The sequence below is a fragment of the Arthrobacter bussei genome (assembly GCF_009377195.2).
Taxonomy (GTDB): domain Bacteria; phylum Actinomycetota; class Actinomycetes; order Actinomycetales; family Micrococcaceae; genus Arthrobacter_D; species Arthrobacter_D bussei.
The window spans coordinates 528,151-542,850 of record NZ_VJXX01000001.1; the positions used below are offsets into that span (position 1 = coordinate 528,151).

The 14,700-nt window shown below is 71.8% G+C and carries 14 protein-coding genes; 4 read left to right on the forward strand and 10 right to left on the reverse strand.

All coding sequences use genetic code 11. The features are described 5' to 3' along the window. Positions 1 to 80: 80 nt before the first annotated feature. From hemL to hemE, 8 genes are all read right to left on the reverse strand, one after another. Positions 81 to 1,415, reverse strand: coding sequence for a glutamate-1-semialdehyde 2,1-aminomutase (hemL, locus tag FNH21_RS02410; protein ID WP_152812046.1), 1,335 nt, complete (start codon positions 1,413 to 1,415; stop codon positions 81 to 83). A 10-nt stretch (positions 1,416 to 1,425) separates the two neighbouring features. Then, positions 1,426 to 2,412 (reverse strand): porphobilinogen synthase, encoded by a 987-nt coding sequence (hemB, locus tag FNH21_RS02415; protein ID WP_152812047.1) that lies wholly within the window; start codon positions 2,410 to 2,412, stop codon positions 1,426 to 1,428. Next, a complete protein-coding gene (locus FNH21_RS02420) occupies positions 2,409 to 3,374 on the reverse strand; it encodes a uroporphyrinogen-III synthase (protein WP_191931539.1) in 966 nt (321 codons plus the stop codon). The genes hemB and FNH21_RS02420 overlap by 4 nt, the downstream gene beginning before the upstream one ends. A gap of 32 nt (positions 3,375 to 3,406) precedes the next feature. Next, positions 3,407 to 4,372 carry a hydroxymethylbilane synthase gene (hemC, locus tag FNH21_RS02425; protein ID WP_152812052.1) on the reverse strand — a complete coding sequence of 322 codons (966 nt, stop codon included), beginning with the start codon at positions 4,370 to 4,372 and terminating at the stop codon, positions 3,407 to 3,409. A 14-nt stretch (positions 4,373 to 4,386) separates the two neighbouring features. Further along, positions 4,387 to 5,541 (reverse strand): ferrochelatase, encoded by a 1,155-nt coding sequence (locus FNH21_RS02430; protein ID WP_152813861.1) that lies wholly within the window; start codon positions 5,539 to 5,541, stop codon positions 4,387 to 4,389. Positions 5,542 to 5,588: 47 nt separating this feature from the next. Next, complete coding sequence (gene hemQ / locus FNH21_RS02435) at positions 5,589 to 6,308, reverse strand: hydrogen peroxide-dependent heme synthase (RefSeq protein ID WP_152812054.1); 720 nt, start codon at positions 6,306 to 6,308, stop codon at positions 5,589 to 5,591. A 71-nt stretch (positions 6,309 to 6,379) separates the two neighbouring features. After that, entirely contained in the window at positions 6,380 to 8,095 is a 1,716-nt protein-coding gene (gene hemG, locus FNH21_RS02440; RefSeq protein ID WP_338403125.1) for a protoporphyrinogen oxidase, read from the reverse strand. 2 nt (positions 8,096 to 8,097) lie between these two features. Further along, positions 8,098 to 9,159 (reverse strand): uroporphyrinogen decarboxylase, encoded by a 1,062-nt coding sequence (gene hemE / locus FNH21_RS02445; RefSeq protein ID WP_152812056.1) that lies wholly within the window; start codon positions 9,157 to 9,159, stop codon positions 8,098 to 8,100. A gap of 183 nt (positions 9,160 to 9,342) precedes the next feature. Here hemE and FNH21_RS02450 point away from each other — a divergent pair, with 183 nt between their 5' ends. Further along, complete coding sequence (locus tag FNH21_RS02450) at positions 9,343 to 10,725, forward strand: glutamyl-tRNA reductase (protein WP_191931540.1); 1,383 nt, start codon at positions 9,343 to 9,345, stop codon at positions 10,723 to 10,725. Positions 10,726 to 10,774: 49 nt separating this feature from the next. Here FNH21_RS02450 and moeB read toward each other — a convergent pair whose 3' ends face one another. After that, a complete protein-coding gene (moeB, locus tag FNH21_RS02455; protein WP_152813866.1) occupies positions 10,775 to 12,025 on the reverse strand; it encodes a molybdopterin-synthase adenylyltransferase MoeB in 1,251 nt (416 codons plus the stop codon). 150 nt (positions 12,026 to 12,175) lie between these two features. On the opposite strand from moeB, the gene FNH21_RS02460 reads away from it, so the two are divergent. Continuing rightward, complete coding sequence (locus FNH21_RS02460; protein ID WP_338403126.1) at positions 12,176 to 12,796, forward strand: TetR/AcrR family transcriptional regulator; 621 nt, start codon at positions 12,176 to 12,178, stop codon at positions 12,794 to 12,796. A 45-nt stretch (positions 12,797 to 12,841) separates the two neighbouring features. Then, positions 12,842 to 13,066, forward strand: a complete 225-nt coding sequence (locus tag FNH21_RS02465; RefSeq protein WP_191931541.1) for a DUF3107 family protein — start codon at positions 12,842 to 12,844, stop codon at positions 13,064 to 13,066. Between the two features lie 153 nt (positions 13,067 to 13,219). Here the strand turns inward: FNH21_RS02465 and FNH21_RS02470 are convergent, their stop codons facing one another. After that, on the reverse strand, positions 13,220 to 14,056 hold the full coding sequence (locus FNH21_RS02470) for a ferritin-like fold-containing protein (RefSeq protein WP_152812062.1): 837 nt from the start codon (positions 14,054 to 14,056) through the stop codon (positions 13,220 to 13,222). Positions 14,057 to 14,232: 176 nt separating this feature from the next. On the opposite strand from FNH21_RS02470, the gene FNH21_RS02475 reads away from it, so the two are divergent. Further along, the gene (locus tag FNH21_RS02475; protein ID WP_152812064.1) at positions 14,233 to 14,679 is read left to right on the forward strand and encodes a YdeI/OmpD-associated family protein; all 447 of its coding nucleotides are present in this window, start codon (positions 14,233 to 14,235) and stop codon (positions 14,677 to 14,679) included. Positions 14,680 to 14,700 lie beyond the last annotated feature (21 nt).

Here is a 14,700-nt window from a genome sequence, read left to right on the forward strand (position 1 = left end):
GAAGCGATCCCTGTACCGCAGGTCGCCGCCGTCGCCTGACTCCTGCCGATCGACGGCGGCCCGGTAGCAGCCGGCCAGGCTCAGTCGACCGGCACGGCCTCAGCGGCGGCCTTCGCCGCCGCGGGCAGCGCCGCCTGGATGCGCTCCATGGCGGCGTCGTCGTGGGCCGCGGAGAGGAACCAGGCCTCGTAGACCGACGGCGGGAGATAGACGCCCGAGTCGAGCATGGAATGGAAGAACGGGCCGTAGCGGAAGGCCTCCTGGCCCTGCGCATCGGCGTAGTTCCGGACACCGCGCTCGGCGGTGCCGAACGCCACGCTGAACAGGTTGCCGGCACGCTGGATGGAGTGGTCCACCCCGGCCCTCGCCAGTTCGGCGGACAGGGCGTCGCTCACTTCGAGCGACCGTGCGTCGACGTGCCGGTAGACGTCGTCCGTCGCTGCGGTGAGGGTGGCGACACCGGCCGCCATGGCGATGGGGTTCCCCGAGAGCGTTCCGGCCTGGTAGACGGGCCCGATCGGCGCGAGGTAGTTCATGACGTCGGCGCGTCCGCCCAGCGCCGCCGCCGGGATGCCGCCGCCGATGACCTTGCCGAAGGTGAGGAGGTCCGGGGTCCACGGGTGCTCGGCGTCGTCGGCCCCGCCGGTCAGCTTCCAGTAGCCGCCCGGGTGCGTGCGGAATCCGGTCATCACCTCGTCGACGATGAACAGGGCGCCGTGCTCGGTGGTGATCCGGCTGAGGAACGCGTTGAAGCCCGGAGCAGGCGTCACCACACCCATGTTCGCCGGTGCGGCTTCGGTGATGACGGCGGCGATGTGTTCGCCGTGCGTTCGGAAGGCCTCCTCGACGGCTTCGACGTCGTTGTAGGGCAGCACGAGCGTCTCCGCCGTCGTCGCCTCCGTGACGCCTGCGGAACCGGGCAGCGCCAGCGTGGCGACGCCGGAACCCGCGGCGGCGAGCAGGCTGTCCACGTGGCCGTGGTAGCAGCCCGCGAACTTGACGATCAGGGTGCGGGACGTGAAGCCGCGCGCCAACCGGACGGCTGTCATGGTCGCCTCGGTGCCGGTCGACACCATCCGCAGGAGCTCGACGGCGGGCACCCGTTCCTTGACGAGCTGCGCCAGGTCCGCCTCGGCGGGCGTCGATGCGCCGAACGTCAGACCGTGGTCGACCGCGCGGTGCACGGCGGCGATGACGTCCGGGTGGGAGTGCCCGAGGAGCGCCGGGCCCCAGGAGCAGACGAGGTCGACGTACTGCGTGCCGTCGGCGTCGGTGACGTAGGCGCCGTGCGCGTCGACGAGGAAGCGGGGAGTGCCGCCGACCGATCCGAAGGCCCGGACCGGCGAGTTGACACCGCCGGGCATGAGGTGGCGGGCGCGCTCGTAGAGGGAGTCCGAGGTCGTGGACGTCGTCATGGTGGGTTCCTTAGCTGTGGGATTCGTCGAGCCAGAGCGCGAGCTCCGAGGCCCAGTAGGTGAGGATCATCTGCGCACCGGCGCGCTTGATGCCGAGGACGGACTCCTCGATGGCGCGGCGGCGGTCGATCCAGCCGTTCGCCGCGGCGGCCTCGATCATCGCGTACTCACCGGAGATCTGGTACGCGGCGACGGGTACGGGTGACATGGCCGCGACATCCGCGAGGATGTCCAGATAGCTCATGGCGGGCTTGACCATCACCATGTCCGCACCCTCCTCGATGTCGAGTTCGACCTCGAGGAGGGCCTCGCGCCGGTTTGCGGCGTCCATCTGGTAGGTCCGGCGGTCGCCGGTGAGCTGCGAGTCGACCGCTTCACGGAACGGACCGTAGAACGCCGAGGCGTACTTCGCCGCGTAGGCGAGCACCACGGTGTCCTGGTGTCCCGCCTCGTCGAGCGCCTGCCGGATGACGGCGACCTGCCCGTCCATCATCCCGGACGGCCCGAGGACGTGCGCCCCCGCGTTCGCCTGCTCGACGGCCATCTGCGCGTACAGCGCCAGCGTGGCGTCGTTGTCGACCGATCCGTCGCCCGCGAGGACGCCGCAGTGGCCGTGGTCGGTGAATTCGTCGAGGCAGACGTCGCTCATCACGACGAGCGCATCGCCGACCTCGGCCCGGACATCGGCGATCGCCCGGTTGAGGACGCCGTCGGGATCGATGCCGGCGCTGCCGGTCGCATCGCGGTATTCGGGGATGCCGAAGAGCATGATGCCGCCGACCCCGCGCTGCACCGCCTCGGCCGCCGCGCGCTTGAGCGACTCCGTGGTGTGCTGGACGACGCCGGGCATCGACAGGATGGGCGAGGGCTCCGTGAGCCCTTCGCGGATGAAGGCGGGCAGGATCAGCTCGGACGGGTGGACGCGGTACTCGGCCACCATGCGGCGGAGCGCCGGCGTGGAGCGCAGCCGGCGCGGTCGGTGCTGGGGGAAGCTCATGGCTGATCTCCGATCGGTGGTGCTGAGGTAGGTGCTGAGGTAGGTGCCGAGGTAGGTGCTGAGGTAGGTGCTGAGGTAGGTACGGATGGTGGTGCTGGCGCGGGTCCTGCGGGCGGTCCCTTCGACCCGGACACCGGTCGTCCCGACGGCAGGGTCACCGGTTCGGTCCCGAAAGCTTCCAGGACCGCCGCCCTGATCGCGGACGGGGTGGGTCCGGTCGCCGTCGCCCCCGGTTCCCAGCCCTGCCCGCGCAGTGCTGCCGCCGTCGTCGGACCGATCGCGACGGGGTGGAACGCCAACGGCCCAGCGGCCAGCCTTTCACGGAACTGCTGCACCGTGCTCGGCGCGGTGAACACGACGGCGGGCTGGACACCAGCGGCCGCCAGCCCGACGACGTCACCCGGGACCAGGAGTGGCGGCGGTACTCCGTCCTCGACCACGCCGGGTACGCGCCGGGACGGGTGTGCCGGGTACGGGACCGTGCGGTAGGCCTCGATCCGCTCGACCCGCCAGCCCAGGCCGGTGAGGCCCGCCCGGAGGTCGTCGGGTGCGAGGTCGGCCTGCGGCAGGAGGATCCGCTCGTGTCCCCGCCCGATGGTGCGGAGCAGGCCCGCGGAGGTCGCGTCGTCGGGCACCAGGTCGACGGCGACACCCGCGTCCGCGAGCAGGCGGGCGGTCGCCGCGCCGACGGCCGCGACCCTGGTCCCGCCCGCCGCCACCGCTGCCGCGAGGCCCACCGCGCGGGCTCGGCCGATCGTATCGAGCGCCTGGACCGTGTTGCCGCTCGTCACCACGAGCCACCGGTACTCCCCCCGCGCCAGGGCGGCGAGCCCCGTCAGGACGGCGTCGACATCCCGCGGGAGCTCGGTCTCCGTGAGCGGCAACGCGAAGACGGACAGCTCCGCCGCCCTGAGCGCGTCGGCCACGCGGACCGCCCGTGCAGGATGACGGAGGACGATCACGCTCCTGGCCGCCGGGCCGCCGACCACGCGGGTCAGCTGCTCAGGGGGGCGATATCGGCGGCGCCGGCAGCGAGCAGTTCCTCCGCGAGCTCCACCCCGAGTCGCGCGGCGGCCACCGCATCCGTCACGGGAGCCGATCGCGTCACGCGGAGGATCGACCGGCCGTCGAGGCTGCACACCACGGCCTCGAGCGCCAGTTCCTCGCCCTGCAGCCGGGCGAGGGCACCGATCGGAGCGGCGCAGCCGGCCTCGAGCTGCAGCAGGACGGCTCGCTCCGCCGTCACGGCCAGGCGCGTCGGCAGATGGTCGTAGGCGGCCAGGGCCGCACGCGTCCCGGGGGTGTCCTCGGCCTCGCGGCACTCGACGGCCAGCGCTCCCTGTCCGGGTGCGGGGAGCATCACCGCGGGATCGATCAGTTCCGTGATGGCGTCGTCACGGCCGAGCCGTATGAGGCCGGCAGCGGCGAGGACGACGGCGTCGAGATCACCCGGCGCGCCGATCACGAGTCCCGCGACGCGTCCGAGGCGCGTGTCGACGTTCCCGCGGATGTCGACGACGTCGAGGCCGGGCCGCGCCGCGCGGAGCTGGGCCGCCCGGCGGGGGGACCCGGTCCCCACGCGCGCACCGTCCGGCAGGGTCGCGAGCGTCAGCCCGTCACGAGCGCAGAGGGCGTCGCGGACGTCCTCCCGCTCCGGGACGGACGCCACGGTGAGGCCCGGAGCGGGCAGGGTGGGCAGGTCCTTGAGCGAGTGGACCGCGATGTCGCAGCGCTCCTCGAGCAGCGCGTCACGCAGCGCCGCGACGAACACACCCGTACCGCCGATCTGCGACAGCGATCCCCGGAGGACATCTCCTTCCGTGCGGATGCGCACCAGCTCGTACGGCAGGGATGCGAGGTCGGCCACGCGCTCGGCCACCGTCGTCGTCTGGGTCATCGCGAGCGCGCTGCCCCTCGTCCCCACCCGGATGGCGCCGGTCGCGCCGGCCTGCGTGTCCATGGTTCCCGCCGACATCACATACCGGGGTTGGGCAGCGGCGTCCCCACGGTGGAGTCCACGGAGGCGATGGTCGGCTTCTCCCCACGCCGGTTCGCGCAGCAGTTCGGCCGGCAGACGTCGTACCAGGGGCCGAGCGCGGTGGCGGACGGACGGTCGGCGATGTTGTTGTCGATCGTCCGCTCGAGGATAAGGTCGACGAGGCCCGCGACGAACGTGGCGTGCGTGCCGGGGGTCGGGACGCGGTCCGCCACGATACCGAGCTCGCCGCACGTCTCCAGCGCCTCGGTGTCGAGGTCCCAGGCCACCTCCATGTGGTCGGAGACGAAACCGAGCGGCACGATCACGACGCCGCGGGTGCCGCCCTCGTAGCGGTCACGCAGGGCATCGCTGATGTCGGGCTCGAGCCACGGGATGTGCGGGGCACCGGACCTGGACTGGTAGACCAGCGACCATTCGACACCTGCGGCCTCGGGGATGCGGTCGAGGACGGCCTGCGCGGTGGCGAGGTGCTGCGCCACGTAGGCGCCCTCCTCGTAGGCGGGCCCGCCTTCGCCGTTGCGCGGCCCGGCGGCCTCGGCGTCACCCATGGGGATCGAGTGGGTGGAGAACATGATGTGCACGGGGGCGTCCGGCGTGCCCTGCTCCGCGAGGCCCGCACGGACCGTGGCGAGTCCCCCGGTGACACCTTCCACGAACGGCTCGACGAAGCCCGGGTGGTCGAAGTACTGGCGCACCTTGTCCACCTCGAGGCGTCCCTCGAGGCCGGTCTTCACGAGTGCCATCCCGAGGTCCTCGCGGTACTGGCGGCAGCTGGAGTAGCAGGAGTAGGCGCTCGTGGTGACGGCGAGCACCTTGCGGTGTCCGGCGTCGTACGCCTCCTGCAGGGTGTCGGCGATGAACGGCTCCCAGTTGCGGTTCCCCCAGAAGACCGGCAGGTCGATGCCGCGGCTGCGCAGCTCCGCCTCCATCGCCGCGCGGAGGGCGCGGTTCTGGCTGTTGATGGGGCTGACGCCGCCGAAGGCCCGGTAATGGTGCGAGACCTCCTCGAGCCGCTCGTCGGGGATGCCGCGGCCGCGGGTGACGTTGCGCAGGAACGGGATGACGTCGTCCTGGCCCTCGGGTCCGCCGAAGGAGGCGAGCACGACGGCGTCGTACGCCTTCGGCGCCATGCGGCCGTTCTCGTCGACTCCGTCGAGGGGGTTGAATGCCTGTGTCGTCACTGGAGCACCTCTGCAATCTCGTCGTGGTTGATCCGCCGGCCGGTGTAGAACGGCACTTCCTCGCGCACGTGGCGGCGTGCTTCGGTCTCCCGCAGGTATCGCATCAGGTCGACGAGGTCGACGAGTTCCGGAGCCTCGAGTGCCAGGATCCATTCGTAGTCGTTGAGGGCGAAGGATGACACGGTGTTGGAGATGACCTGGGGATATTTCCGGCCCTTGAGCCCGTGATCCATCAGCATCTCGCGGCGCTCGTCGGTGGGCAGGATGTACCACTCGTAGGAGCGGACGAAGGGGTACACGCAGACCCACTCGGCCGGAGCCACGCCGCGGGAGAACGCCGGGCTGTGGGACTTCGAGAACTCCGCGTCGCGGTGCACGCCCATGGCGGACCACACCATGGTGGTCTCGGCGAACATCTCGGTCCTCCTGAGCCTGCGGACAGCCATCTGGAGGTCCTCCGGGCGGGGTCCGTGCAGCCAGACCATGACGTCGGCGTCGGCCCGCATCGCGGAGACGTCGTAGAAGCCACGGAGCACGACGCCGTCCTGCTCGAAGGAGGCGACGACCTCGTCGAGCGTGTGGGCACCGGAATCGGTCGTCGCGGATCCCCGCTTGAAGACCGTCCAGAGCGTGTAGAACAACTCACCGGGGGCTTCGGCGCCCTCTCCGGTCTGCTGTGGAGCGTGGGCGGGGTTGCTACCGTTCGGCTCAGTCATGGTACTAGTCTGCCCCCGCCGGAAGACGATTCGAAATCCTTTTCTTCTACAAACGGTAGAAGAGACGAACGTCACATCGGGGCGCCGGTATCGCCCGTCAGCAGGGCGTCGGCGAGGGCTGTCGCCCGCAGCCTCGCGTCGTCGATCACGGCCACGAGTCCCGTCCCCGCCAGCCATCCGCCGGTCACGGCGAGCGACGCCGCGGCCGCGGCCACCGCCCCCCGGATGCGGGCCACACGCTCGCGGTGCCCCACGGAGGCGTGTGGCAGGGCGCCTGCCCAGCGCACCACGTCCCAGTCGAGGACGTCCGCCTCGTCGATGGCGACACCGAGCAGGGTCGAGGCGTCCGCGAGCGCGTGCCGGTAGAGGAGGTCGTCGGGTGAGGCGAGCCCGACGTCGGCCGAGGTGTCCCCCACGCGCCCGAAGGACAGCCGCAGGACGTGCGAGCCGGGACCCGCCTGGTCCCGGAGCCATGCCCACTTCGCGGTCGAGTGCGTCAGTGCCTTCGCGGCGACCCCCTCGACACCCCGGGCCACGAGCACGCCCGTCCCGCGCGGCCGGGCATCGAGTTCGGGCACGTCCACGATCAGCGTCACCAGGGCGACGCCGGGTACCGGATCGGGACGCTCGTCGGCGAGGGCCGGGATGGCAGGAGCCAGCAGGTCGACAGCGCCGCGACCCTCGGTGGCCACGACGACGGCGTCCGCCCCGATGCGACGGGTCAGGGTCGAGTGCTCGGTGGTCACCGTCCAGCCTGCACCGTCGCGGGCCACAGCGGAGACCTGCTCTCCCGTCCGCAGGTCTGCGCCGTCGGCCCTGAGCTGCTCCACGAGCGCATCGCGGAGCTGGGCGATGCCACCGTCGAGGCCACCCACGGCGGCGCCCGCCGGTGCGGCCTTCCGCAGCGCTCCGGCCGCCGCGCCGAGGGATCCCAGCCGTCCCATGGTCGCCCGCAGACCGGGGGCCACGGAGTCGACGTCGAGATCGTCCGGGTCGGCGGAGAACACTCCACCGGCGACGGGCGCGACCAGGCGCGTCAGCACCTCCTCCCCCATCCGCGTGCGGACGAGTTCACCGAGGCTGACCCCACTGCGCGTCGCCAGCGATCCCACGGGCAGCACCCTGTCCAGGGCCGCGCGCAGGGACCCTGCCCGGCCGATCACCGCGGTGATGGCGGGATCGCCCGGATCCGCGGGGATGCCGAGGACCCCGGAGTTCGGCAGGGGCTGCGCCGCGGCCCGGAGGTCCCTGCCGGGCAGCTGCACCCAGGCACCCGTGGCATCGGGGGTGACGATGCGGTCACCGAGTCCGAGCTCGCCGGCGAGCGCCGGGACCGTGGCCGAGCGGGTCGAGAAGGACTCGGCACCGCTGTCGAGCTGGAATCCTCCGAGCGACCGGCCGTCCACCGTCCCGCCGAAACGATCGGACCGTTCCAGGACGGTGACGGCCAGTCCGCGGGCCAGCAGGGTCCGTGCGGCGACGAGGCCGGCCAGCCCTCCGCCGATGACGACGATCCGGCGGCGGGCGGGTGCCGGGGTTGCGCCATCGCCCGCTCCTGCGTCCGGCGCGGGTGCCGGCAGCACTGCCGGTGCGGGCGTGTCCGCGGGGGATGCCCGCACGACCGTCGGCGCCGGCGCGGAGGCCGCGAGCGGACGCCCGTCAGCGGACGCGGCGGTGCCGGCCCCGCCGGTCCCGCCGACGACGCCGGTCTCGCCACCTGTCCCGCTGTCCGCTGCTGCGCCGCTGCCGGACGTCTCCCGCCGGCCGCGCCCCACCCCCCGCGCCACGCCTACGGCTCCACGGAGTGGATCAGCTCCACGACGCGGGTGAGCACATCGGGGTCGGTGTCCGGGGGAACGCCGTGCCCGAGGTTCACCACGTGGCCGGGCGCCGAGGCGCCGGCTGCGAGGACGTCGCGCACATGGCGTTCGAGCACCGGCCACGGCGCGGGCAGCAGCGCCGGGTCGATGTTGCCCTGGAGCGGCACCGAGCCGCCGAGGCGCCGGTTGGCCTCGTCCAGCGGCAGCCGGTAGTCGACGCCGATCACGTCCACGCCGACCTCGTGCATCGCCACCAGGAGCTCAGAGGTGCCGGTGCCGAAGTGGATGAGGGGTGCGCCGGAACCCCGCACATGGTCGAGGGCCCGGCGGGAGGCCGGGGCGACGTGCGTACGGTAGTCGGCGAGGCCCAGGGATCCCGCCCACGAGTCGAAGAGCTGGGCCGCACTGGCGCCCGCCTCGAGTTGTGCGCGGAGGAAGGCGCCGGAGGCGTCCGCGGCCCAGTCGGTAAGCGCGGACCATGTGCCGGGATCGGCGTGCATCATGGTGCGTGGACCCAGGTGGTCCCGTGACGGCTTCCCCTCGACCATGTACGCGGCGAGCGTGAAGGGGGCGCCCGCGAACCCGATGAGCGGCGTGGTCCCGAGCTGCGCCACGGTCAGGGCCACGGCCTCCCTGATCGGCTCGAGTGCCTCGTCGGTCAGCGTGGGCAGGGCGGCGACGTCGGCCGCCGAGCGGATCGGGGAGCCGAGGACCGGCCCGACACCGGGCACGATGTCGACGTCCACCCCTGCGAGCTTGAGCGGGATGACGATGTCGGAGAAGAAGATGCCCGCATCGACGTCGTGCCGGCGGACGGGTTGCAGCGTGATCTCCGACGCCATCTCCGGATCGAGGCAGGACTCGAGCATGTCGGTCCCCGCGCGGAGGGCCCGGTACTCCGGCAGGGACCGGCCGGCCTGGCGCATGAACCACACGGGCCGCCGATGCGGGGTCTGCCCGCGGTAGGCGGAGATGAGTGCCGAGCCGGACGTACGTCCGTCGACCAGCGGGTGCGATGCTCCAAGGTCCATACCGCCGATTCTGCCGAAGTTCGCAGCGTTTGGATAACCGGCACCGGCACGCGTGGACCGGGCGTGCCCAAGATCACGCCCGTCGGAGTGGGGCAGGATTCCGCAGGATTCCGCGGATTGCAAGCTCCGGTAAGGCTGGCCTATTCAGTGGGGAAGGGCCGTTCTCGGTATGATCGAGGGGTTGTGGTACTTCTTTCACTTGTAGCGACACACTCGAATGTGGACCTGGAAACGGTCGCCCGACTGAGCGTCGGGGCCCCCCAGGTCCCTGCCGCCGTGCTCGCCGATGACAGGGCCGTCTCCGGCGCCGTCGTGTTGGCCACCTGCAACCGCTTCGAGATCTATGCCGAGGCCCCGTCCGAGGACGACGTCGAAGCGGCACGGTCCGCCATCGTCTCGACGATCAGCGAGTACTCCGGCATCCCCGAGCAGTCCGTCTCGGCATCATTCGAGACCCATACCGGCCAGGACGTCGCCGAGCACCTCTTCGCCGTCGGCGCCGGACTGGACTCCGCCGTGATCGGCGAGCGCGAGATCGCCGGCCAGGTCCGGCGCGCCCTCATCGATGCGCAGGGCTCGGGGGCTGCGAGTGGCGGGCTCGTGCGTCTCTTCCAGGCCGCGTCGAGGACCGCGAAGGACGTCGGGGCGCAGACCGCGCTCGGCAGCCGCGGCCGCTCGATCGTCTCCGTGGCACTCGAACTCGCCGGGGACATCTCCGCGGACGCCGACTGGTCACGGAAGACCGTCGTCCTCTTCGGGACCGGCGCCTACGCCGGCGCCACCATGGCAGCACTCAAGGACCGCGGCTGCACCGACATCTCGGTGTTCTCCTCGTCCGGTCGCGCCGAGGCCTTCGTCGCCACCCGCGGCGGCACCGCCGTCACCGCCACCGACCTCCCCGGAGCCATGCGCCGCGCCGACGTCGTCATCGGCTGCAGCGGCAGCGACGCGCGGATCGATGCGGCCGACCTCCAGCGGATCCGTGAGGGCGTCGACCGGCCGCTCGTCGTGATCGACCTCGCCCTCAGCCACGACTTCGACCCCGCCGTCGGCATGCTCGACGACGTCGAGCTCATCACCCTCGAATCCGTGCGCGCAGCGGCCCCCGAGGAACAAGCGGACGCCCTCTGCCAGGCCGGCGACCTCGTGCGCGACGCCGCCCGCACCTTCGAGGAGCAGCAGGCGACCCGCGCGATGAACGCCGCGATCGTGGCCCTCCGGCAGCACACGCAGGCCGTGCTCGACTCCGAGATGGAGCGCGTCCGCGCGCAGCACGGGTGCACGGCTGCCGCCGAGGAGGTCGAGTTCGCCCTCCGCCGCATGGTCCGCCAGCTCCTCCACGTCCCGACCGTACGGGCGCGTGAGCTCGCCGCCGAGGGTCGCCAGGACGAGTACACCGCAGCACTGGAGGCCCTCTACGGCATCGAAGTGGCTCCGACGGCCGAGAAGGCGACCGGGACCTCGGACGCGGCCCTACCGCCCGCCGCTGCGCCGCACGCCGGCCACGTCCACGCCGATGGCGCCGTGTGCCCCGTCGACCACGAGCGGCCCGCCCGGACCGCCTGACTCCGCGCGTCACCCTGACGTGACGACCGTCCCTTTCCGGGAACGCCGGTCAGTAGCTCGGCTTCCCGGGCTCTATCCGGCTGACCCATTCGAGGATCCCGCCCTGGACGGACCGCGCGTCGGGATGGCCCTGCGCCCGGAGGAAGCGGACGACGGCGGCCGAGCGCACCCCCGACTTGCAGTGGACGATCACGGGACGGGCGGCATCGATCCGCTCCTCGCCGTCGAGGATGAGGTGCTGCGGCACCAGCCGCGCACCATCGATGCCGACGATCGCGTACTCCTCCGGGTTCCGGACGTCCAGCAGGTCGAAGTCCGCGCTGCCGGCGGACCGTGCGGCCAGGAGTTCCGCCAGCTCGTCCACCGTGACCAGGGGAACCGGCGCGTCCTCGCCCTTCCCGGCCGCGCGGTCGCCCCCGGAACCGAGCGAGGGCAGCCCGCAGAACTGCTCGTAGTCGATCAGCTCCGTGATCCGCTCCGCCGACGGGTCGGGGCGGACGCGCAGCTCCCGCCAGCTCATGTCCAGCGCATTGAACACCAGGACCCGCCCGAGGAGGGTGGTGCCCACGCCGGTGATCAGCTTGATGGCCTCGTTGACCATGACCGAACCGATCTGCGCGCACAGCACGCCGAGCACCCCGCCCTCGGCGCAGGAGGGCACGGAGCCAGGAGGCGGCGCCTCCGGGTAGAGGTCGCGGTAGGTCGGTCCGTGGCCCTGCCAGAAGACACTCACCTGGCCGTCGAAGCGCAGGATCGACCCCCAGACGTAGGGCTTGCCGAGGATCGCCGCGGCATCGTTCACCAGGTACCGCGTGGCGAAGTTGTCGGTGCCGTCGATGATCAGGTCGTACTGCGAGAACAGCTCCAGCGCATTCCCACGGTCGAGCCGCTCCTCGTGCATCACCACGTCCACGAGCGGGTTGAGCTCCAGGATGCTCGCCCGGGCGGACTCCGCCTTGGACCGCCCGAGGTCGCCCATGCCGTGGATGACCTGTCGCTGCAGGTTGGAGAGCTCGACGTCGTCGTCGTCCACGATCCCGAGCAGGCCGACGCCCGCTGCCGCGAGGTAGAGCAGCGCGGGCGAACCGAGGCCGCCGGCGCCGATGACCAGCACCCGGGCGTTCTTCAGCCGCAGCTGCGCCTCCATGCCGAAGCCCGGGATGATCAGGTGGCGCGAGTAGCGCAGCGTCTCCTCGGCGGTGAGGCCGGCCGCGGGCTCCACGAGCGGAGGCAGGCCGGACACGGCCGTGGACGGCGTCCCGGAACGCGCACCGACCGACGGCCCGGACGGCGCCCCCATCGGCGCCCCGACGTCGGCGGAGGTGTTCGGAGTGGTCGGTGAAGCGGTCATGCCCAAGGGTATTCCGCCGCGCACCGGTGGAGCCATCGCCGGAGGACTGGTGGGTAGACTGATCTGGCCCCACCCGCCCCCAGGACCCGAGGATCCCCCGTGAGCGCCGACCCGAGCACCGCAGGAAAAGCCGTCCGGCTGCCGCGGGACGAGCGACGTCGGCAACTCCTGGCGGCAGCGCAGGAGGTGTTCGTCGGCAACGGCTACCACGGGGCGGCGATGGACGACATCGCGGTCGCGGCAAAGGTCAGCAAGCCCGTGCTGTACCAGCACTTCCCCGGGAAGCGGGACCTGTACCTCGCCCTGCTGGACAGCCACCTGGCCGAGCTCACGCAACTGCTCCACGACGCCCTGCGCTCCACCGACGACAACAAGCTGCGCGTGCACGCGACGATGCGGGCCTACTTCCAGTTCATCGCGCAGGACAGCCGGGCGCACCGGCTCGTCTTCGAGTCGGACATCAGCAACGAGCCCGACGTCAGCAGCAGGCTCGAGGAGTTCAACGCGCAGTTCGCGAGTGCGATCGCCGGCGTGATCGCCGGCGACACCCAGCTCTCGATGGTTGAGGCGACGCTCCTGGGCCGGGGCCTCGCCGGCATGGCGCAGATCAGCGCCCGCTACTGGCTCGAGACCGATGGCAGCCTCGACATCGATGCCGCCGCGGAGCTGATCTACCGTTTAGCTTGGCGCGGAATCAGCCGCTTCCCCAAGGAGATCTAGAGTAGGTTCGAAGCAGTAACGCTCACTACACAGGAGGCATCCGCCGTGGAAGTCAAGATCGGTATCCAGAACGTCAACCGGGAGATCGTGCTCGAGTCCTCCGAGAGCGCCGACGCCATCGCCGACCTCGTCGCGGCAGCCATGGGCGGCGGCTCCGAGCTCCGCCTGAAGGACTCCAAGGGCCGCCAGGTCATCGTCCCGACCTCCGTCCTCGGGTACGTGGAGATCGGCGCCGAGGAATCTCGCCGCGTCGGGTTCGGCGCCCTCTAGCACTCCTGATCCACCGTTCGACGAGAACCCGCGGCTCCGCTCCTCGGCCGTGGGTTCTTGCGTGTCCGGGGTCGGTCCGGAGCTGTGCCGGGACGAGGCAGGGTGCGGACGGCGCGGCGGGGATCGGTAGCGGTCCCCGCCCGGTGATCGGCGTTACGCCGTGAGGCCCAGTGCGCTCATGCGCCGCGAATGGTTCCGCGTGAGCTGCGAGAACAGGGCGGTGGTGTGCTGGGTGTGGTCGGCCTCGTTGGCGAAGAGCAGTCCCGCCAGGTACTCCCGCTCGATCCCGACGCGCTGAGCCTGCGTCAGGGCCTCTCCCACGAGCCTCCGTCCCCAGAGCGCGAGCCGGGAGGCGAGCCGTGGATCGTCCGCCAGGGCCTCCTTCAGGCGTCGCTGGAGGTGCGCGGCGCCGTCGCCCGAGTCGATCGCGCCGATCAGGTCGCGGGTTCTCGGGTCGAGGCTGTCGGCGAGCGCCCGGTAGAAGTCGCCGGAGAAGGCGTCGATGACGTAGGCCTTCATCAGGGACTCGTACCAGTCGCCCGGGCGGGTGCGCTCGTGGAAGGCGTCGATCGAGGCCTGGAACGGCGCCATGGCGTCCTCGATCGTGACGCCGAGACCGGCCACGAACCGGCCGACCAGCTCGAAGTGCTCGAACTCGAGCACGGCGAGCCGCCCGAGACTGGCACGGTCCGCGAGGCTGGGCGAGAAACGGGCATCGGAGGAGAGCCGCTCGAAACCGGACAGCTCCCCGTAGGCGATGACACCGAGGAGATCGGTGACGAAGCTCGCGTAGCGTGGGTTGCCGAGTGCGTCGTCCGCGGCACTCGCCGGTAGCTGCCCGGCATCGGCCGGGAGCGACGCGTCCCGCGCACCGGGTCGATCCGGTGACGCCGGCGCACCGTCGCCGGCAGATCCTCCGGCGGACCGGTCCTGCGTCCGGCCCGTATCGGTCGCGGAAAGGGCCGTGCTGTCGGAGGAGCCGTTGTTCATTCTGCTAAGAGTACGCACTCCGGGAGGTCCGGCAAGCGCGTTCGAGGCCCGTGCGCTGGTCCCCCTGTCCCCGGTGTGCCGAAGCGGTCTAGGATCAGCACCTCCGGTCCGTGGCAGGTGATCATCGTATGGACGGACGAGGATCCGGCAGGATGCCGGGCGGAAGGCAGGACCAGATGGATTTCTCAGGTGTCCTCGAGCTCTCGGGCCGCACGGCGACCGGCATCGAGGTGCCCGAGGAGGTCCTGGCTGCGCTCGACGGCGGACGGCGCCCGCCGGTCCGGGTGACGCTCGGCTCCTACACGTTCCGCACCACCGTCGGTTCCCTGGACGGCAGGGCGATGATCCCCGTCAGCGGGGAGCACCGCGCTGCCGCAGGGTTGACCGCGCGCCAGACCGTACAGGTGCGCCTCGACCTGGACCGCGCCGAGCGGACGGTCGACGTGCCGGAGGATCTCGCCGTGGCCCTGTCGTCGGATCCGCGGCTCGTCGCCGCGTTCGACGCCCTGTCCGTCAGCCGGGGGAAGGCCCTCGTGGTGCCGATCGAGCAGGCCAAGGGGGCGGACACACGGACGCGCCGCGTCGCGAAGGCCGTCGACTCCCTGCGCCCGCCGACCGACTGACGGCAGGATCCGAACGCCCGC